The sequence below is a fragment of the Actinospineispora acaciae DSM 45401 genome (assembly GCF_000620785.1).
GTDB classification, from domain to species: domain Bacteria; phylum Actinomycetota; class Actinomycetes; order Mycobacteriales; family Pseudonocardiaceae; genus Pseudonocardia; species Pseudonocardia acaciae.
The window spans coordinates 79492-97031 of the sequence record NZ_JIAI01000014.1 but is presented as its reverse complement, the minus strand read 5'-3'; the positions used below and the strand labels follow the sequence as shown (position 1 = coordinate 97031).

19 protein-coding genes are annotated in these 17540 nt (G+C 71.5%); 13 read left to right on the top strand and 6 right to left on the bottom strand.

Going from position 1 to position 17540, the window contains the following annotated elements:
- Nucleotides 1-22 precede the first annotated feature (22 nt).
- The 3 genes from N912_RS66620 (at nucleotide 23) to N912_RS64105 (ending at nucleotide 3418) form a co-directional block, all read left to right on the top strand.
- A complete protein-coding gene (locus N912_RS66620; RefSeq protein ID WP_051581435.1) occupies nucleotides 23-1651 on the top strand; it encodes a hypothetical protein in 1629 nt (542 codons plus the stop codon).
- Between the two features lie 90 nt (nucleotides 1652-1741).
- On the top strand, nucleotides 1742-2695 hold the full coding sequence (locus tag N912_RS64110) for a Ppx/GppA phosphatase family protein (RefSeq protein ID WP_028926783.1): 954 nt from the start codon (nucleotides 1742-1744) through the stop codon (nucleotides 2693-2695).
- Nucleotides 2696-2707: 12 nt separating this feature from the next.
- Nucleotides 2708-3418, top strand: coding sequence for a uracil-DNA glycosylase (locus N912_RS64105; protein ID WP_028926782.1), 711 nt, complete (start codon nucleotides 2708-2710; stop codon nucleotides 3416-3418).
- On the opposite strand, the gene N912_RS0139545 is transcribed toward N912_RS64105, so the two are convergent.
- Nucleotides 3402-3800 carry a type II toxin-antitoxin system VapC family toxin gene (locus N912_RS0139545; protein WP_028926781.1) on the bottom strand — a complete coding sequence of 133 codons (399 nt, stop codon included), beginning with the start codon at nucleotides 3798-3800 and terminating at the stop codon, nucleotides 3402-3404. The genes N912_RS64105 and N912_RS0139545 overlap by 17 nt on opposite strands.
- Nucleotides 3788-4057: an AbrB/MazE/SpoVT family DNA-binding domain-containing protein gene (locus tag N912_RS0139540; protein WP_028926780.1), complete on the bottom strand. Its 270-nt coding sequence runs from the start codon at nucleotides 4055-4057 to the stop codon at nucleotides 3788-3790. The genes N912_RS0139545 and N912_RS0139540 overlap by 13 nt, the downstream gene beginning before the upstream one ends.
- Nucleotides 4058-4140: 83 nt before the next feature.
- On the opposite strand from N912_RS0139540, the gene N912_RS0139535 reads away from it, so the two are divergent.
- A complete protein-coding gene (locus tag N912_RS0139535) occupies nucleotides 4141-5460 on the top strand; it encodes an NAD(P)/FAD-dependent oxidoreductase (RefSeq protein ID WP_028926779.1) in 1320 nt (439 codons plus the stop codon).
- Nucleotides 5461-5464: 4 nt separating this feature from the next.
- On the opposite strand, the gene N912_RS0139530 is transcribed toward N912_RS0139535, so the two are convergent.
- Nucleotides 5465-6646 carry a DUF445 domain-containing protein gene (locus N912_RS0139530; protein WP_156994324.1) on the bottom strand — a complete coding sequence of 394 codons (1182 nt, stop codon included), beginning with the start codon at nucleotides 6644-6646 and terminating at the stop codon, nucleotides 5465-5467.
- A 56-nt stretch (nucleotides 6647-6702) separates the two neighbouring features.
- Complete coding sequence (locus tag N912_RS57505) at nucleotides 6703-7587, bottom strand: Abi-alpha family protein (protein ID WP_156994313.1); 885 nt, start codon at nucleotides 7585-7587, stop codon at nucleotides 6703-6705.
- Between the two features lie 146 nt (nucleotides 7588-7733).
- Here N912_RS57505 and N912_RS57500 point away from each other — a divergent pair, with 146 nt between their 5' ends.
- Together N912_RS57500 and N912_RS0139515 are read left to right on the top strand one after the other, a co-directional pair.
- The gene (locus tag N912_RS57500; protein ID WP_051581433.1) at nucleotides 7734-9170 is read left to right on the top strand and encodes an MFS transporter; all 1437 of its coding nucleotides are present in this window, start codon (nucleotides 7734-7736) and stop codon (nucleotides 9168-9170) included.
- Between the two features lie 128 nt (nucleotides 9171-9298).
- Nucleotides 9299-11188: an arabinofuranosyltransferase gene (locus N912_RS0139515; RefSeq protein ID WP_028926777.1), complete on the top strand. Its 1890-nt coding sequence runs from the start codon at nucleotides 9299-9301 to the stop codon at nucleotides 11186-11188.
- Between the two features lie 97 nt (nucleotides 11189-11285).
- Here the strand turns inward: N912_RS0139515 and N912_RS57495 are convergent, their stop codons facing one another.
- Nucleotides 11286-11651, bottom strand: a complete 366-nt coding sequence (locus tag N912_RS57495; protein WP_037068965.1) for a DUF397 domain-containing protein — start codon at nucleotides 11649-11651, stop codon at nucleotides 11286-11288.
- A gap of 9 nt (nucleotides 11652-11660) precedes the next feature.
- Nucleotides 11661-12533, bottom strand: a complete 873-nt coding sequence (locus N912_RS0139505) for a helix-turn-helix domain-containing protein (RefSeq protein ID WP_051581462.1) — start codon at nucleotides 12531-12533, stop codon at nucleotides 11661-11663.
- Between the two features lie 220 nt (nucleotides 12534-12753).
- Here N912_RS0139505 and N912_RS0139500 point away from each other — a divergent pair, with 220 nt between their 5' ends.
- The 7 genes from N912_RS0139500 to N912_RS0139465 all read left to right on the top strand — a co-directional run bounded on the left by N912_RS0139500 (nucleotide 12754) and on the right by N912_RS0139465 (nucleotide 17512).
- On the top strand, nucleotides 12754-13275 hold the full coding sequence (locus tag N912_RS0139500; RefSeq protein WP_028926775.1) for a hypothetical protein: 522 nt from the start codon (nucleotides 12754-12756) through the stop codon (nucleotides 13273-13275).
- Between the two features lie 152 nt (nucleotides 13276-13427).
- Nucleotides 13428-13826 (top strand): hypothetical protein, encoded by a 399-nt coding sequence (locus N912_RS57490; RefSeq protein ID WP_156994312.1) that lies wholly within the window; start codon nucleotides 13428-13430, stop codon nucleotides 13824-13826.
- A gap of 265 nt (nucleotides 13827-14091) precedes the next feature.
- Entirely contained in the window at nucleotides 14092-14619 is a 528-nt protein-coding gene (locus tag N912_RS67145) for a DUF3558 domain-containing protein (protein WP_425415372.1), read from the top strand.
- Nucleotides 14620-14676: 57 nt separating this feature from the next.
- A complete protein-coding gene (locus N912_RS0139480) occupies nucleotides 14677-15087 on the top strand; it encodes a hypothetical protein (protein WP_028926771.1) in 411 nt (136 codons plus the stop codon).
- Complete coding sequence (locus tag N912_RS0139475) at nucleotides 15084-15647, top strand: DUF3558 domain-containing protein (protein ID WP_169748041.1); 564 nt, start codon at nucleotides 15084-15086, stop codon at nucleotides 15645-15647. The genes N912_RS0139480 and N912_RS0139475 overlap by 4 nt, the downstream gene beginning before the upstream one ends.
- 72 nt (nucleotides 15648-15719) lie before the next feature.
- A complete protein-coding gene (locus tag N912_RS0139470) occupies nucleotides 15720-16760 on the top strand; it encodes a hypothetical protein (protein ID WP_028926769.1) in 1041 nt (346 codons plus the stop codon).
- The gene (locus N912_RS0139465) at nucleotides 16757-17512 is read left to right on the top strand and encodes an ESX secretion-associated protein EspG (RefSeq protein ID WP_028926768.1); all 756 of its coding nucleotides are present in this window, start codon (nucleotides 16757-16759) and stop codon (nucleotides 17510-17512) included. The genes N912_RS0139470 and N912_RS0139465 overlap by 4 nt, the downstream gene beginning before the upstream one ends.
- Nucleotides 17513-17540 lie beyond the last annotated feature (28 nt).

The window sequence follows — 17540 nt, the reverse complement described above, 5'->3', positions numbered from 1 at the left end:
TGGTGGACGACCGTCGGCCTGGGTGCTGCTGATCGTGGGCTTCGGCGTGCTCGCCGTTCTCGGTGTGGTGCGCGGGCGCGAGCCGGCGGCCGATGGTCCGGGTCCGGCCGATCCGGCGGCCGGGGGTCCGGCGTTGCCGGGTTCGGTGCCGTTGCGGGCGGCGATCCCGGCGCCGTTGCCGGGGGAGTCCGCGACGGGCGGCGCGCCGACCGGAGAGCTGATCACGACCGAGCCGCCCGCCGGCGCGCCCGTCGAGCCTGCGCGGGTGCCGGTTGGGCCGAGCGGGGTGCCGGGCGTGCCGCTGGCCGCGTACCAGCGCGCGGAACGGGTCCTGGCGAGCACCGCGCCCGGGTGCCGGCTGCACTGGTCGCTGCTGGCGGCGGTGGGGCGCGCCGAGTCCGGGCATGCGAGCGGCGGGCGGGTGGACGCTTCGGGGCGAACCATCGGGCGGATCCTCGGGCCTCGGCTGGACGGATCCCGGAAGCTGCCGCGGGTGCCGGACACCGACGGGGGCACGCTGGACGGCGACCGCCGGTGGGACCGCGCGGTCGGCCCGATGCAGCTGCTGCCGGCGGTGTGGCGGCGGTACGCGGCCGGTGTGGACGGGCGGCCGCCCGACGCGGACAACGTGTTCGACGCCGCGCTCGCGGCCGGGCGTTTCCTGTGCGCGAGCGGGGCGGACATGGACGCGCCGGATCGGATGGCGGCCGCCGTGCTGCGTTATCGGGACTCGCCGAGCTATCTGGGCAGCGTGCGTGCGTGGTCCCGGGCGTACGCAGAGGGCGCCGCGTCCGTTGCCCCGGTCCCCGAGTCGACGCCGCGCCCGCCGAACGCCGTGCCCTCGCCGAACGCCGCGCCCAAACCCCCGCCCGTATCCCCCACACCGCCGCCGGCACCGTTCACCCGGCCGCCGCGCGCCCAGCCGACGGCAATACCGACCGACGGTCGGTCTAGCGGCCGGGAGGGCCAGCCCGCTCCGGGCGGTCGCCCGACCCACGGACCGACGAACGGCCCGGTGAACGGACCGGGGAATGGCCCGACCCGCGGCCCGGCCAGCGGACCAACGACCGGCCCCGGCAACGGACCATCGGGCGGCCCGACCGCCGGCCCGACCGCCGGCCCGACCGCCGGACCAACCGGCGGGCCCTCGCGCGGGTCCACGGACGGTTCGACGGCGGGATCGACGATCGCGGCCGGACCCACGTCGGCGCCCCCGCCGTCGAGCGCGGCGGCTCCGTCCCCGGAACGGAGCGGTTCGGCGGACGGCAGCGCGGGCGGGACCGGTGGGTCGCCGTCGCGGGAGGGCACGCCTCGGTCACCGTCAGCTCAGCCCGGACCGTCCGGCTCGGCACCGGCGGGGGGCGGCGCGGAGTCGGCGCCGGGATCCGGGTCGGCGTCCACGGCGCCTTCGGCGGGGCCGACGGGCATGGCCGTCCCACCCACCTCGGCCGCCCCTCAAGCCACACCGACACCCCACGCCGTCCCGACCACACAGCCCGGACCCACGCCGGCCACACCGACCACACCGACCACACCGCCCCAGCAGGCGCCAGGCCCGATCATCGTGGTCGAACGGGACGCCCCCGCCTCGACGGGTTCGTCAACGTCGGTCATCCCGACACCGTCCGCGGCGCCGGCCCCGAGCCGCTGACGTCCATCGAGCATGCCTCGGTAACGTGGAAAGCGCCGGGCACCCGTCGTCCCGGAAGCCAACGACGAGCACGACCACCGAGGAGCGGGCATGCCGAGAGTCGCCGCCATCGACTGCGGGACGAACTCGATCCGACTGCTGGTGGCCGACGCCGCGCCCGGCCCGGACGGGCGGCAACGCCTCACCGACGTGCACCGCGAAACCAGGATCGTGCGCCTGGGCAAGGGCGTCGACGCGACCGGCGTGCTCGCCCCGGACGCCATCGAGCGCACCCGCGAGGCGCTAGCGGACTACACGGCGATCCTGCGCGAGGCCGGCACCGAGCGGGTGCGGATGGTCGCCACCTCGGCGACCAGGGACGCGTCCAACCGGGAGGACTTCTTCGGCATGGTCCGCGCCACGCTCGGCGCCGAGGCCGAGGTGATCAGCGGCGACACCGAGGCCAGGCTCTCGTTCATCGGCGCGGTCGGCGACCTGCCCGGGAGCGACGGCCCGTTCGTCGTGGTCGACGTCGGCGGCGGCTCGACCGAGGTGGTCATCGGCACCCGGGACAACGGCGACGCCGAGGTCCAGGCCGCCCGCTCGGTGGACATCGGCTGCGTCCGGATCACCGAGCGGTGCCTGCGCTCCGACCCGCCAACCGCCGACGAGCGCGCCGAGGCCCACGAGCTCGCGCACCGGATCCTGGCCGAGGCGTTCGACCACGTGCCGGTGGACGGCGCGCACACCTGGGTCGGCGTGGCCGGCACGGTGACCACGCTGTCCGCGATCTCCCAGCGGCTGCCGACCTACGATGCGGACGCGATCCACCTGTCCCGCCTGGACCTGACCGAGGTGCACCGGGTGGCCGACGAGCTGCTGACGCTGTCGCGGGAGGAGCGCATGCGGTTCGGTGCCATGCACCCCGGGCGGGTGGACGTGATCGGCGGCGGCGCGCTGATCGTGGCGGTGCTCGCGGAGGAGCTGGCCAAGCGCGCCGGCATCTCCGAGCTGGTGGTCAGCGAGCACGACATCCTCGACGGCATCGCGCTGTCGCTGGCCTAGGAACCAGACGCGATGCTGGCGGAGCTGGATAGAGCGGTCAGTGACTGCCGGGCCTGCCCGAGGCTGGTCGACTGGCGCGAGCGGGTGGCCAGGGAGAAGCGGGCCGCGTTCGCCGACCAGGAGTACTGGGGCCGGCCGGTGCCCGGGTTCGGCCCGCCGGACGCACGGCTGCTCATCGTCGGCCTGGCACCCGCCGCGCACGGCGCCAACCGGACCGGCCGGATGTTCACCGGCGACCGCAGCGGCGACGTGCTCTACGCCGCGCTGCACGCCGTCGGCCTGGCCAACCAGCCGACCGCCGTGCACAAGGACGACGGCCTGACCCTGTACGGCACCCGGATCACCTCGCCGGTGCACTGCGCGCCGCCGGAGAACAAGCCGACCCCGGCCGAGCGGGACGCCTGCCGGCACTGGCTCGCCGACGAGCTGCGGTTGCTCACGCCCACCCTGCGCGCGGTGATGGTGCTCGGCGGTTTCGGCTGGCAGGCGCTGTTGCCGGTGCTGGCCGAGGCGGGCTGGACGGTGCCCCGCCCGCGCCCGGTGTTCGGCCACGGCGCGCATGTCGAGCTGGCCGCCGCGCACCCCGACCGCCGCCCGCTGCACCTGCTCGGCTGCTACCACGTCAGCCAGCAGAACACGTTCACCGGCCGGCTCACCCCGGACATGCTGTGCACCGTGCTCGACAACGCCGCCAAGCTCGCCGGGATTAGTCAGGCGGGATGACCTGAACCCGCCCGTCCACCGCGGCCAGACGGCGGTCACAGGTGAGCACGGCGGCCTGTTCCACGATGCCGGTGGCGATCACGAACGCGTCCGCCAGCCGCAGCGACCGGTGCCGGCCCCGCAGCTCGGCCGCTACCAGCGCGAGACCCTCGTCGATCGGCCGGACCGGACCGAAGAGCGTGACGATCCGTCGTCGCCGGTCGGGCGCCGTGCCCAGCCGGTACCCGCCGACCAGTGCCTCGGAGAGCACGGACGCGGGCAGCACGAACGTGTCGCCCCGTCGCCGGGCGGCCGCCACCTCGGCCCGGGTGGACGCGTGGTGGGGGTCGCCCGGCTCGAGCAGGCCGATCACCACGCTGGTGTCCAGCGCTACCGCTCCCACTCGTCCCGCATCTCCTCCAACTCCTCCCGGGTGGTGATGCCCCCGATGCCGACGGTCTCCTCGAACAGCTCCCACCACGGGTCGTTGCTCTGGCGGACCAGCCGGAACACCCCGGGCGCCTCGACCTCGACGCGCAGCACGTCACCCGGCGCCACCTGGGCGGCCCGCAGTGCGGCAACCGGCAGCGTCACCTGGTTCTTCCTGCTGACCTTGGTGGTCCGCACCCGCCGATCGTCGTGCTTTACCAACGTCTCCATAAGTAAAGCGTACCCCCACCCAGCGACCAGGCTCACCCGTTATCCCCACCCACGCCCGTCCCGAAGTTTGGGAGCATGGAGGCATGGCTCGCAACACGCGCATCGTGATCGTCGGTGGCGGCTACGTCGGGATGTACACGGCGCTGCGCCTGCAGAGCAAGCTGGGCGCGGACGAGGCCTCCGTGACGGTCATCGACCCGCAGTCGAACATGACCTACCAGCCGTTCCTGCCGGAGGCGGCCGCCGGGTCCGTCGAGCCCCGGCACGTGGTGGTGCCGCTCCGCAAGGTGCTCCGTAAGTGTCACGTGCTGACCGGCCGGGTCACCGCGATCAACCGGGAGCGCCGCGAGGTGACGGTGGAGGCGGCCGCCGGGCACGTCACGCAGCTCGGCTACGACGTGCTGGTGGTCTCGCCGGGCTCGGTGGCGCGCACCCTGCCCATCCCCGGGCTGGCCGAGCACGGCATCGCCTTCAAGACCGTGGCCGAAGCCATCTACCTGCGCAACCACGTGCTGTCCCGGATGGACGAGGCGTCCAGCACGATCGACCCGGCGCTGCGCCGCAAGCTGCTCACCTTCCTGGTGGTCGGCGGCGGCTACGCCGGGGTGGAGGCGCTGGCCGAGCTGGCCGACATGTCGCGCTACGCCGCGCGCTACTACGAGAACATCGACCGCTCCGACCTGCGCTGGGTCCTGGTCGAGGCGGCCGGGCGGATCATGCCCGAGGTCAGCGCGCCGATGGGCCGCTACACGGTCAAGCAGCTGATGGACGCCGGCATCGAGGTCTTCCTGGACACCAGGGTGAAGTCCATGGAGGGCGGGCACGTGGTGCTCGACGACGGCACCGAGTTCGACGCCGACACCATCGTCTGGACCGCCGGCGTCAAGCCCAACCCGATGCTGGCCAACACCGACCTCCCGCTCGACGACAAGGGCCGCGTGACCTGCGGCGCCTCCCTGCAGGTGGAGGGCAGCCCCGAGGTGTTCAGCGCGGGCGACTGCGCGTCCGTGCCCGACCTGTCCAAGAGCGACCCGAACGCCAAGACCAGCCCGTCCGCCCAGCACGCGGTCCGCCAGGCCAAGGTGCTGGCCGACAACGTCGTCGCGCACCTGCGCGGCCGCCCGGTCAAGCCGTACAAGCACAGCTACGCCGGCTCGGTGGCCAGCCTCGGGCTGTACAAGGGCGCGGCGGAGATCTACGGCATCAAGCTCAAGGGCGTGGTGGCCTGGTTCATGCACCGCACCTACCACCTGAGCCGGATGCCCACCTTCAACCGCAAGTTCCGCATCGTCACCGACTGGACGCAGGCGCTGCTGTTCCGCCGCGAGGTGGTCGCCCTGGGCCAGATCCACGAGCCCAAGGCGGAGTTCTCCCGCGCAATCGGCCAGGAAAAGAAGCCGTGAGCCACTAACGGGTCAGGAACTCGACGATCAGGATCTGTAGCTCGCCGACGGCGAAGCCGAGCACGGCGCCGGTGGCGATCAGGATCCACTCGTCCTGTTCGAAGGCCGGGCGCAGCAGGCGCTCGAACTGCTTGGCGGACAGCTGCTGCATCTTGGTCATCAGCGTGTTGCGGATGTCCATGGCGTCCGTGGCGTAGTCCTCCACGTGCGCCATGGCCTCCGGTAACCGTTCCATCACCCGCAGCGTGACCAGCGCCTTCATCCGCTGGTAGCGCCGCCCGCCGACGGCCACCACCAGCAGCGGCCGCGCCAGCCCGACCTGGGAGTCGATGATCCGGTGCACCTCGCGCTGGACCAGGGCGAACAGCCGGTCCGACAGCGGGCCGTTGAGCACCGCCTCCACGACCCGGCGCGGGGTGATGATCTCCTTGGCGATCAGGTCGCCGTAGTCGCGGGCCACCTCGGCGCGGCGCTTGAAGAACAGCCCCTGCCAGGTGAACAGCCCGAAGAACTTGCGCGGGTACATCGGGCGGAACACCATCCGCAGCGCCAGCCAGTCCGTCGCCCACCCGGTGATCAGGCCGAACGCGGGCAGCAGCAGCGGCTCCCGGAACACCGCCCAGGCCACCGTCTGGATCACCCCGATGGCGAACCCGAACGGCGCGCCGACCCGCGCGATGAACCGGAACTCCTGGTGCCCGGCCTCCCGGAAGATCTTGTTCAGCAGCGCCTTGTCCCGCACCAGGTTGGTGACGACCATGCCCTTGAGGTCGAACACCGAGTCGATGTCGGTCTGGACCTGCTGCATGACCTTCTCGACAAGCTGCGGCGCCTGCCGCCGCACCCTGGCCACGATCAGGTCCTTGATCCGGTCCGGCAGCGCCTCCCAGAGGTCCGGCTGGGTCGCGGCGGCCACCTCGCGGGTGATGTCGTCGATCGCGGCGACCAGCGGCTGTTCGATCTCCTTGGCCACCCGGCGCGGATCCAGCCGGCCGAAGATCTCCGCCGGCGTGATCAACTGGTTGGTCATGGTGTCGGTCGCGATGCCGGCCATCCGGGCGGCGCGGCGCGGCACCACGCCCTGCCAGCCGAACGGCTTGCGGCCGACGAACTCGATCGGCTTGAACATCATCTCGATGGCGACCAGCTTGGTCAGGTAGCCGATGGCGGCCGCGATGAACGGCATCGAGACGTAGACGGGCCAGTTGCGGGTGACGTCGGCCAGGATCTCGGCCGGGCTGCTCACGGCGGTCCGCCGGTGGGTCCGGCGGGGTGGCTCCCGTTCTCGGGGCGGTAGATGGTGTCCGGCGTGTGGTGCGGCAGCGGGGTCACGCCGTCCAGCAGGTCGGAGTCGGACGGGTGCAGGCCGGCCTCGGTCTCGTCGTCCGGCCGGCAGGCCCGCCACAGCGCCCGGCCCAGCGGCGAGATGCGCAGCGTGCGGCGCACCACCCGGGTGCCCAGCCGGCCGACGTCGTGCGCCTGCTCGTCGGCGTGGCGCACCGCGGGCTCGCCGAGCAGGATGTCGTACTGGACCGACAGCGACTCGTCCGCGGGCCCTTCGTCGGCCAGCCCCAGTGCGCGCAGGTGGCCCACGTAGGTCGGCACCACCTCGGGCACCTGCACGCCGGCGGCCCGGCCGACCGTGGAGGCGTTGGCCAGCACCGTCCGCCCGCCGTTTCCCCTGGTCTTGATGTGCACCAGCGGGTAGCGGGTGCCGTCGGCCAGCGCGGCGAGGATGCGCGCCTCGTCGGGGACCATCCGCAGCAGCAACGAGGTGTACAGCGCCTCGCGGCTCTGCGCGGAGTCCGCGTCGATGGACGCCGTCAGCAGGTTGTCCAGCAGCCGCGCCGGGGTGCTGGGGTGGGCGCCGGGGGTGGGCTCCGGGCGGTACGCCGGGTCGTCCAGGTGGTCCAGGCGGGCCTTGAGCTCGCGCAGCATCGCGTCCTCCACCCGGCCCCAGCCGCTGACGAGCTGCTCGAGCGGCGGCACCGGTACCTGGCGGGCCATCTCGGTGCCGGCGGTGGTCAGGTCGACGGCCAGCGAACGGACGTCGCGGAGCACGGCCGCCCAGGACGCCGTCAGCCCCGGGCCGGGCTCGTCGCTCTTGTCGTCCCACTCGTTGCGCACCGGTATCACTCGCCTCCGCCGTCTGCCTAGCGCTGGTGGATCAGGTGATCGTCGTGCCCGCCGACCCTGAAAAGCAAGCTCGCGCCCCGGCGCCACCCGGGTTAGCGTGATGTGACCCGGGGCACAGCGACGTGTGGGGGGCCGGTATGGCGGACGGGCGCTGGGCGTGGCTGTGGCGGCGCGAGCTGGACCACTACCCCTCGCCCCGGGAGCGGGCGCGCTACCTGGCGGTCGTCGTGCTGGCCACGGTCATGCTGTATTACGAGCTGTACGTCGTCGGCGGCGTGGCCAGCCTGATGCTCGCCGACCTGCACATGTCGTTCCTCTACTTCGTCCTCGCGCTGGCCGCCGGCAACTTCGTCGGCGCGTTCGGCTCGCTGTTCGCCGGGTTCACCGACCGCTCCGGGCGGGCCAACCTGGTGGTGATCGGCCTGCTGGTCACTGGGCTGTTGACGCTGGTGGTGTTCCCGCAGGTCCGCACCGGGCTGGCGTGGGCGGTGGTCACGCTGGTGGTGTCGTTCGTGGAGGGCGTCATCCTGGTCGCCACGCCGGCGCTGATCAGGGACTTCTCCCCGCAGGTCGGCCGGGCCACCGCGATGGGGTTCTGGACGATGGGGCCGGTGCTGGGCAGCCTGGTGGTGAGTGCGGTGGCCAGCCAGACGCTCACATCGCTGAAGACCTGGCAGAGCCAGTACGTCATCTGCGGCGCGGCCGGCCTGGTGGTGTTCGTGATCGCGCTGTTCGGGCTGCGCGAGCTGTCGCCCCGGTTGCGCGGGCAGTTGATGGTCTCCGAGCGCGACCGGGTGCTGGTGGAGGCGCGGGCGCGCGGCCTGGACGCGGACCAGATAGAACGGTCGCTGCGCCACCCCTGGCGGCAGGTGCTGCACCTGGACGTGATCGCCTCCGCGCTCGGCGTCTCGGTGATGCTGTTGATCTACTACACGATGGTCGCGTTCTTCACCGTCTACGTCGTGATCATGTTCGGGTTCGACCTGGCGGCGGCGAACGCGCTGGGCAACTGGGCCTGGGGCGCCGACGCGGTGGCGCTGCTGGTCGCCGGGTACCTGTCCGACAAGCTGCGGGTGCGCAAGCCGTTCATGCTGGCCGGCGGCATCGGCGGGGCGGTCATGGTGGTGGTGTTCGGCCTGCAGGCCGGCCAACACCCGTCGTTCGGCACCCTGGCGCTGATCGTCAGCCTGCTGTACGTGACGCTGGCGTTCGCGTACGCGAGCTGGATGGCGGCGTTCACCGAGACGGTGGAGGCCCGCAACCCGGCGCTGATCGGCACCGGGCTCGCGGTCTGGGGCTGGCTGCTGCGGCTGGTGGTCACCGCGTCGTTCCTGCTCATCCCGCTGGTCGTGAACACGGTGACCACCCTCGTCGAGGACCCGGAGAACGCCGAGGCGCACGCGCTGGCCGCCGGACAGTGGCGCGCCTGGTACTGGATCTGCTTCGCGGGCGTGGTGGTGTTCGTGCTGCTCATCTTCGTGATGAAGGGCCGCTGGAGCCCGCGCGCCGCCGCCCGCGACCAGGCCGAGCACGACCGAGCGGTGGCCGCCGAGCTGGCGCGCATCACGAGCTGAGTGCCCCGCGTTGCCCCGCGCGGCGTCCACCTGTAAGAAGTCGGGGACGATTCGGCATCACCAGTCTGGGCGACATGTTGGACAGCCATGCACTAGAGGCCGCGGCGCCTCGTGCCCGAGTGACGCCGGTGACCCGGCCCCCGCCGCCGAAGGCACCGCCGATCGCCCGGCTCCCGCTCGGCCAGACACTGGTGGAGCTGCTGCTCGGCGGGGCGGTCGCGGTCGCGGTCAGCCTGGGGTTGCAGCTCGCCGTCGACCGGATGGCCGTCGGCCCGGGGACGTACGTGCTGCAGTCGCTGGCCAACGTGACCGGCGCGGTGATCCTGGTCGGGTTGTTCGTGCCGGTGGGGCTCGGTTGGGCGGCGCGGTGGCCGCTGTGGTGCAACCTGGCGGGGGCGTGGACCGGGCTCAGCGCGCTGGCCACGGTGTTGCTGGCGATTCCGCTGGAGGCGACGAAGTTCTTCCTCGGCGGGTCCGGCGTGGACAACACCTTCCGGCTTCAGTACATGGAGCGGATGGCGTCGACGGTCGGGTTGGCGGACGCCAACTATCGCGGGCTGGCCGCCTACTACCCGGGCGGATGGTTCTGGCTGGGCGGGCGGTTCGCGAACCTGGTCGGGCTGGACGGTTGGGCGGCGTACAAGCCGTACTCGATCACGTGGGCGGGGCTCAGCGCGGTGGTCGCGTTCGTGTTGTGGAGCCTGGTGCTTCGCCGCAACCGCGCGCTGTTGGTCACGGTGGTCACGGTGCTCGCGGGGTTCATCGCGTTCGGCCCTGACGAGCCGTACGCCTGGCCCACCACCGCATGGCTGCCGCCGGTCGCGCTGCTCGCCTGGCGGGTGTTCCGTCGCGGCGCCCGGGTGTTCACCTGGCCGTTGGTGCTGGTCGGCGGCTATCTCGGCGTCTGCGCGGTCACGTACACGCTGCACCTGGTGTTCGGTGCGGTGGTCGTGGTGGTGCTCGCCGTTCTCGCCGGCGTCCTGGACCTGCGCGCCGGCGCGCCGCCGTGGCCGACGGTGTGGTGGCTGTCGTCGCGGCTGGTCGTGATCGGCGTGCTGGCCGCGCTGGTCGGGGCGCTCACCTGGGGGCCGTTCATCCTGGCCGGCGGGCTCGGCACGTCGAACGTGGCGGCGCACTTCCTGCCCGAGGTCGGCGCCTCGCTGCCCACCCCGTTCGTGCCGACCAGCGCGTTCGGTGTGCTGTGCCTGGGCGGGTTGGTGTGGTTGGTGTGGCGGGCGCGCGACGAGCTGGCGACGGTGCTGCTGGTGATCACCGGCGCGGTGTACGCCTGGTTTGTGCTGTCCACGCTGGCCATCGTTGCGAACACGACGTTGTTGGCGTTCCGGTTCATCGTCACGGTGGACGTCGCGCTGGCGGTCGCCGGCGTGTTCGCGGCGCTCGACGTCCTGCGCCGGCTGCCGGTGGTATCCGTGCGCGCGATCGGCGTGGTGCTCGCCGTGGCGGGCGCGGTGTCGATGATGCAGGCCGGCGTGGACTCGTCGAAGGGGATGGTCGCGGCGGCGGAGTCCGACTACGACACGGACGGGTACAACGCCAAGGGCGAGCACGATTTGGCCCTGGACGCGGCCTGGCGGGGCGCGCTGATCACCACCATCGACGAGCTGTCCCGGCGCCCGCCCACGGAGAACGTCGTGCTCTCGACGGAGGAGCGCCTGCTGTCGTTCCGGCCGTACTGGGGTTTCCAGACAACGACGCCGCACTACGCCAACCCGCTGGCCGCGTACCCGCAGCGCAACGAGGAGATCCGCCGGTGGGCGTCGTCGTCGGGTCCGGACGAGCTGTCGGCGCGGATGGCGAGGAGCCCGTACGAGCCGCCGAACGTGCTCGTCCTGCGCCGGGGTCCGGAGGGAAAGCTGCTGCTCAGGGTGGCGTCCGACTCCTTCCCGAGGGCCGCGCCGGTGCGGGTCGAGGAGCTGGAGTTCGACCCGGGGCTGTTCGAGTCACCGCCGTTCGTGGAGCAGGACGTCGGCCCGTTCGTCGTAATCGTCCGCCGCTAGCGCGCGGACGGCTAGCGGCTGGCACATCCGGTTTGTGGCCCGTACGGCGGTTCCAGTGCGTGTGCGGGGTACGGAGTGGGTGTGCGGGCGGCGCGGATCAGCCGGCGTTGCGCGCGGACGGCTCGTGACCGGGGCGGTGGAAGTCGAACTCGCCGGCGCGGATGCCGGACACGAACGCGCGCCATTCGCCGTCGGTGAAGTGCAGCTCCAGGCCGTCGCGCAGGGAGCGGACGCGGGCGGCGCCGTCGTCGGCCAGCTCGATCTCGGCGGCACCGTTCGTGCTCGGCCGGTTCGAGCGCGCGTCCCTGATGAAACGCAGCCATTCGCCGCTGCTGAACGAGATCGTGCCGGCGTCCGGCCGCCTGCTGTGCCGGATCAGCGCGCCGCCCGCTGTCGGCGCGACCTCGACGCAAAGCTCGGTGTCCCGCGTGTAGCTCGACGTTCGCCAGGCATCCTGTGGCATTCGACTCCTCTACGAAATGAGCGCTCGAATGAACTCCGCCGTCTCGGCGGGTGAGAGCGCCGCCTCGCGGATCCGGTCGGCTGACTCTTTGTACCGCGCCACGCGCTCCGAGTCTTGGATGTAGATGGCTCCGTCCGCATGTCCGACGTAACCGATGCTCTGCGCCTTGTCGAAGTCGAGCACCAGGAAGTCGCCGTCGAGCCCGTCGTGCACCGCAACAGCGGTCGGCATGACCTGCACTTCGACGTTGTCCAGCTTCATCAGCCGCAAGATGTGTTCGAGTTGCTGCCGCATGACCGCCTCGCCGCCGACCTTGCGCTCGAAGACGACCTGCTCGATGACGGCGGCGAATCGGAGTGGCCGCGTCTCGTCGGTCAGCCGCTGGCGGTCCATGCGTGCACGCACAATCAGTGGCGCATCCATCGGCGCGACTCCGGCGTGGCCGACCAGCAAGCCGGCCGCGTAGTCGGAGGTCTGGAGCTGGCCGGGAAGTAGGCGCGAGGCATAGGAGAACTCGGCGGTCGCGAGCCCTTCGAGCCCGACGAAGGTCTGAAACCAGTCGCGCAATACCTTCGAGTAGGGCGCCCACCACGCCGTCTGGTCGGCGCGGGCCGCGAGTGAGGCCATGCGATCGGCGTGTTCCGCGCTTGCGCCGTACGCGCGCAGCAGCGCCGCCACCTCTTTCGGCTTCGGCCCGGTTCGGCCGGACTCCAGGTGGTTGATCTTCGCTTGCCCGCATGCCAGAACGCGGGCCGCCTCCCGTTGGGTCAGGCCGGCGCGCTCCCGCATGGTGCGCAGGTCCCGGCTAATGAGGAAACGCAACGCCGACGGATCCGGCCGCCCGAACGGCACCGGCCGTGCCTTCCGTCGGCCCGCTGGCATGGCCACACGCTATCGGGCAGGCGCTCGTGCACCGCTCACCGGTCGTGCGTCAGTACGCAATCAGTGCACCAATCAATGTCTGACTTGACTGCGTAATACATTGCAGATACGGTGGCCAAACGTTGTTTGGCAGGTGCTTGACCTGCGATAACTAACCAACCACGGGTAGCCGATCGGAGCTGACCACGTGCTGATTTCTCCTTCCTCTGACGCGAAGCCGGTGAGCGAGTTCGTGTACTGGATCGCACGACAGGGCGACGGCGCGAAGATCGTCCGCGAACATGTGCGGGCCGACGACGGGACGTGCGTGTCCTGCGGGCATCGATGGCCGTGCGGGCTGCGGCGGTGCGCCGAGCAGTCGTTCAGGCTCCGTCCGTACCCCGCTCCGCCTCGGTGTCGGCCCGGGCCGGCCGTCGCGGGGGCCGTCGCGATCTGGCGGGGTGAGACGTTCTGGAGCGACGGTGTGCGGACGCGGGCGTTGTGGCTCGGGCGGGCCGACTATCCGGACGCGGACGCGGCGTGTTGGTGGCTGGCGATCTCGTTGGAGACGTTGCGGCACCGGCACGAGTCGGGGTGTTACTGGGGCGAGGTGACGGCGGGGCAGGTCGGTGAGGACGTGCCCGAGGGCGGCACCGTCGTCCTGGTCGGGGGTTGGCGTCCCATCGAGGAACGGGGAGCGACGGCCACGGCGCTCCTCCGTACCGCCGTCGAGCCGATCACCTGGGGTGACCGGCCGGAATGAGCGCTCGTTCTCGGGATGCGGCTCGGTTGGCGGATCTCTTGCGCGAGCGGGCGGGGACTCGTGAGGTCGGATGCCGGTGGTACGGCAATGGCGCGGACCGCCGGTTCAGCGGGTGGCGGGTGTGCTGGCGGGACGGGCCGGTCGAGTGGTACATGCGTGGGCTCGTCGAACGGCTGGCCGACAGGGTGCCGGCGCTGGACGTCCATTCCCTCGGCTATGACCGCCGCACCACCGACCTGTCGGAGGCGGTGGCCTTGCTGCTCTACGTGAAGGCCAATCCGGGTGAGGCGCCGCATCTGAATCGGTTCGTGCGGAAGTGGGCCATTAGCAAGATCAGCTTTCCGGAGTCCGCGGGGGAGCTGTGGCTGTCTCGCGGGCGTGCGCTGCTCGCGGTGGAGGACGAGTTCTATGCGCGGGTGCGGGATGCGGGGCATGGGTGGGAGCTGGCGTTGGGGTGGCTGGACACGTTCGCCGGGGTGAATCCGGTGGAGGTCGCCAGCATCGCAGCGGCTCATGAGCGCCGCTATCGCTATCAGGTCGGTCGGTCGTGAGCCCGGAGCAGGAGGTGATGCGGCTGGCCGCGATCGGGCTGGCCATTACGCCGGGTGGGGTTGAGCGGTGGCTTGATCAGCATCGGCTTGGGGCGGATGGCCGGTGTGGTGGGTGTGGGCGGGCTTGGCGGTGTCGGTATGTGCTCATTGCGCAGTCCGCGTCCGCGCTCGTCGAGGTGGCCGTGCGTGCGGTGTGGGAGGACGTCGTTCCGCCTGTTCTGGGGCTTGGCGATGAGTGGTGATCTCGTGGGAGGGGTGGGTTGTGATGGTCGGTAGGTGGTGGGTGGGCGGGGTGTTGGTGGTGGCGTTGGTGGGGTGCGGCGGCGGGGGGTCGGCGGTGAGTGCGGCGTCGCGGTTGCCGTCTCGTCCGGTTGAGTTGCGGCTGGATGGGGTGGAGGCGTGTGCGTTGTTGGGGGCGGAGCAGGTTCGGCGGATGGGGGTTCGGGCGGGGGAGCGGGCGGAGGGTGGTGGCTGTCGGTGGCGGGACGGGGCGATGTCGAGCTATCTGGCTCGGTTGATCGTGGACCAGGACGCGGAGTCCGTGCTGAACAGCGGGGCTACGAGGGAGAACGTTGACATCGATGGGTTCTTGGCGGTGCGGGCCAGTGCGCCGTATGTGGATCCCAAGAATCACTGTGTGTTGGCCGTTGATGTGGCGGACGGGCAGGCGCTGTGGGTGCAGTGGACGTCGTTGTCGGGCGGTTATCCCGGGTTGAGTCACGAGGTGGCGTGCCAGCGGGCGGAGGAGGCGGGGCGGCTCATGTTGGCCAGCTTGCGGAGGTTGTCGCGTTAGTACGAGGTTTGGCGTTTCGGCCCGGGGCGTGGGGTGGGGGCTCTATCGTCTTGGGGTATGGCAGGTCTCGGCCAGCGCGCGCTGGCCGGTGCGCAGGGGCCGCAGGCGTCGGCGTTAGCGGCATCGTTGGATCACCTTGGTTTGCAGGTGACCCAGGAGAACGTGCTTGCCGTGCGCAAGACATTGCTCGCAGAGGCCGTCCAGTTGGATGGATTGCTCAGTTTGCACAGCCGAACGCTTCGGGTGCGCGCACCGGCTGGCGATCCGGTGTCTGGGCCGGCTGCCGAGTTGTTGAACGAAAAGCTTGAGGGCCTCAAGGTCCAGTTTCAGACCCATGTGAATGCGCTCAAGGCTGCCGGGAACGCGCTGACGGTGACCGCTCAGGCGTACGGCTACACCGAGGAGCAGATCAAGGCTTCGTTTGATCCGGAGAACCCGCTCTGCGAGGCGGAGGGTGGGTTGTCGTGACGGGAGGTCATCGCTGCTGGCTGGCTGTGTTGTCGGTGCTGGCGACGGTTGGGCTGGTCGGATGTTCCAGCGGGACACCCGTCGGCGAGTCGCGGTTGCCGCCACGGCCGAGCGAGCTGCGGCTCGATCAGGTCGACCCGTGCGCGTTGCTGACCCGGGAGCAGTTCCGCCAGCTGGGGGTACGAGCTGGGGAACGCGCGGAGGACAGCGATGGACTCGGCAGCATCGCCTGTCAGTGGCGGAACTTCCCGAAGGAACCCGATATTCACTATCTGGCTCGGCTGATTGTGAAGCGGGGAGCCGACTACGCGTTGGACAGCACGACGCCTACCCAAGTTGTGACGATCGACGGATTCTCGGCGGTGCAGACCACCTCGCCGGACGGGAGCCCGAATGACCATTGCCTGCTGCTGGTCGATGTGGCGCAGGGCCAAAGCCTGTGGGTGCAGTGGATGACCACCTCACCGGACTATCCGGGCTTGACTCACGAGCTGGCGTGTCAGCAGGCGCGGGATGCCGGGCGGCTCATGTTGTCCAACCTGCGAGAGCTATCACGGTAGGGGGAGATCGTGGCCGCTCAGATACCCGAGATCAACTACGCGGGTATTTCGTTGGACGAGAAGTTTCGGTGGATGCAGAGCGGTCCCGGGGAGAGCGGCGTCGACCCGGCGGTTCAGTCCCTGGCGAAGGTGGCGCCGGAGTTCGAGGCGTCGTCGGACAACATCAACCGTTCGCTGCCGGAAGGGGTGAGCTGGCGGGGGAGCGGCGCGGCGGCGGCGAGCGGCTCGCTGCGGGGTATCGCGAACACGGCGCAACGGACCGGCCAGGCGGGACAGGTCGGCAGCGGACTGGTCGGCAACTACAGCACGTCGTTCGCGGGTGCCAAGGCGGCGGTCGCGGCGCCCGTCGAGCAGAACTGGTTTAGCAGGCTCACCGACTGGTTCGGCGCCACCCACGACCACGCGCAGATCGTCGCCCAGAACCAGGCGCTCGACGCCGAGGCCAACCGCGCGCTCAAGGCGTACGAGAACCAGGCCCGCCAGACGGTGGCCGCCTTCCCCGACCCCTCCGCGCCGCCGCGTCAACCCGCCGGATCGGCCGGCGACCCGGGAGCGGTGGTCAGACGATCGCCCCCGGTGGCCGGGGCCGGCGCCGCATCGCCCGGCGGCGCGCCGTCATCCGGCGCCCCGACGACGCCCGGCGGCGGCCAGACCCCACCGGGCGGCAACCCACACCACACCCCACCAAGCAGCCCGCCCAACGGCGTCGTCCCTGCCCCGACCGGCCGAGGCTCCGCCCCGCCGACCCCGGCCCCGCCCGGCGGCCGCGCCGAACCCAAGCACCCGTTGCCGCCGACCCAAGGCCCGCTCCCATCCCCACCATCACGCGGCACCAACCGCCTCCCCGGGAACCCGCCGCCCAACAACACGCCCCGACCACCGCTCCCCGAGCGCGCGCCCGCGCCCACCCACCTGCGCACCTCGACCACCTCGACACCGGAGACGACCCCGCCGAAGCCGCCGGGCATGCCGCCACCGACGCCACCGGCTCTCGGCGCGCGCGGCCCCGACGAACGCGAGCACCGCAACAACGTGTTCATCCCCAGCGACGAACCGTTCGCCATACGCCTCGACGACGAGATCGTCGAACCGGTCCTCGGCGCCGAGCGATGACCGCGCTGCGCCTGTCCCCAGCCGAGTTCTTCACCTGCTGGAGCTCGCTCGCGCTCGACGAACCACCGCCGCTGCTCCAGATCCGCCCGCCCGGCTTCACCATGGCCGACCACCGCCGGATCCTCGCCGACACCGCCGCCGCCCTGCGCGCCCTCGGCCTCTTCACGTCCGACCACCCCGAACCCACCCTGCGCCGAACCCTGGAAACCCTGGCCCGCCCGGACTACACGCTCGACATCCGCTACGCCGCCGACCCGCACACCCAAACCCTCGGCCTGGCCGCCATCAACGGCGCCTCAGCCACCGTCGCGATCAGCGACGGCACCGGCCAAGGCCCGATCGACCTGCTCACGCTCGACAGCGCGCACGCCCCCGCACACCTGCTCTCCCTGGCCGGCCCCATCACCCCCGGCCGCACCGCCGCCGTCAACCTCCCGCTCGAAGTCCTCGACGAAGCGCGCACCGCCACCCCCAACGGCGACCTCTGGGCGATCGCCGACCACCTCCACGCCCGAGGCATCCCCCGCGCCGACGCGTCCTCCTTCGCCCGGATGTGCGCCGACATCCAGGCCGGCGGCCAACTAGGCGCCACCTCCCCACGCCGCCGAGGCCCCTGGGTCATCGCCTTCCACCGCACCCCCACCGGCCACTACATGCAGCTCAAACGCCACCACACCCTCACCATCTGCCCCGCCGCCCCCGCCCTCCTGATCCGCCACTGGCGCGAGCTGCTGGAAGCCGTGAGTGGCTAGGGCCGCCATAGCGGCCCTAGCCACTCAC

Excerpts from the sequence above, each read along its gene's own strand:
- N912_RS64110 (WP_028926783.1), top strand. The coding sequence starts at position 1,742 with ATGCCGAGAGTCGCCGCCATCGACTGCGGGACGAACTCGATCCGACTG.
- N912_RS64105 (WP_028926782.1), top strand. The coding sequence starts at position 2,708 with ATGCTGGCGGAGCTGGATAGAGCGGTCAGTGACTGCCGGGCCTGCCCG.
- N912_RS0139540 (WP_028926780.1), bottom strand. The coding sequence starts at position 4,057 with ATGGAGACGTTGGTAAAGCACGACGATCGGCGGGTGCGGACCACCAAG.
- N912_RS0139535 (WP_028926779.1), top strand. The coding sequence starts at position 4,141 with ATGGCTCGCAACACGCGCATCGTGATCGTCGGTGGCGGCTACGTCGGG.
- N912_RS0139530 (WP_156994324.1), bottom strand. The coding sequence starts at position 6,646 with ATGCCGTTCATCGCGGCCGCCATCGGCTACCTGACCAAGCTGGTCGCC.
- N912_RS57500 (WP_051581433.1), top strand. The coding sequence starts at position 7,734 with ATGGCGGACGGGCGCTGGGCGTGGCTGTGGCGGCGCGAGCTGGACCAC.
- N912_RS57495 (WP_037068965.1), bottom strand. The coding sequence starts at position 11,651 with ATGCCACAGGATGCCTGGCGAACGTCGAGCTACACGCGGGACACCGAG.
- N912_RS0139505 (WP_051581462.1), bottom strand. The coding sequence starts at position 12,533 with ATGCCAGCGGGCCGACGGAAGGCACGGCCGGTGCCGTTCGGGCGGCCG.
- N912_RS57490 (WP_156994312.1), top strand. The coding sequence starts at position 13,428 with ATGCGTGGGCTCGTCGAACGGCTGGCCGACAGGGTGCCGGCGCTGGAC.
- N912_RS67145 (WP_425415372.1), top strand. The coding sequence starts at position 14,092 with ATGGTCGGTAGGTGGTGGGTGGGCGGGGTGTTGGTGGTGGCGTTGGTG.
- N912_RS0139480 (WP_028926771.1), top strand. The coding sequence starts at position 14,677 with ATGGCAGGTCTCGGCCAGCGCGCGCTGGCCGGTGCGCAGGGGCCGCAG.
- N912_RS0139470 (WP_028926769.1), top strand. The coding sequence starts at position 15,720 with ATGCAGAGCGGTCCCGGGGAGAGCGGCGTCGACCCGGCGGTTCAGTCC.
- N912_RS0139465 (WP_028926768.1), top strand. The coding sequence starts at position 16,757 with ATGACCGCGCTGCGCCTGTCCCCAGCCGAGTTCTTCACCTGCTGGAGC.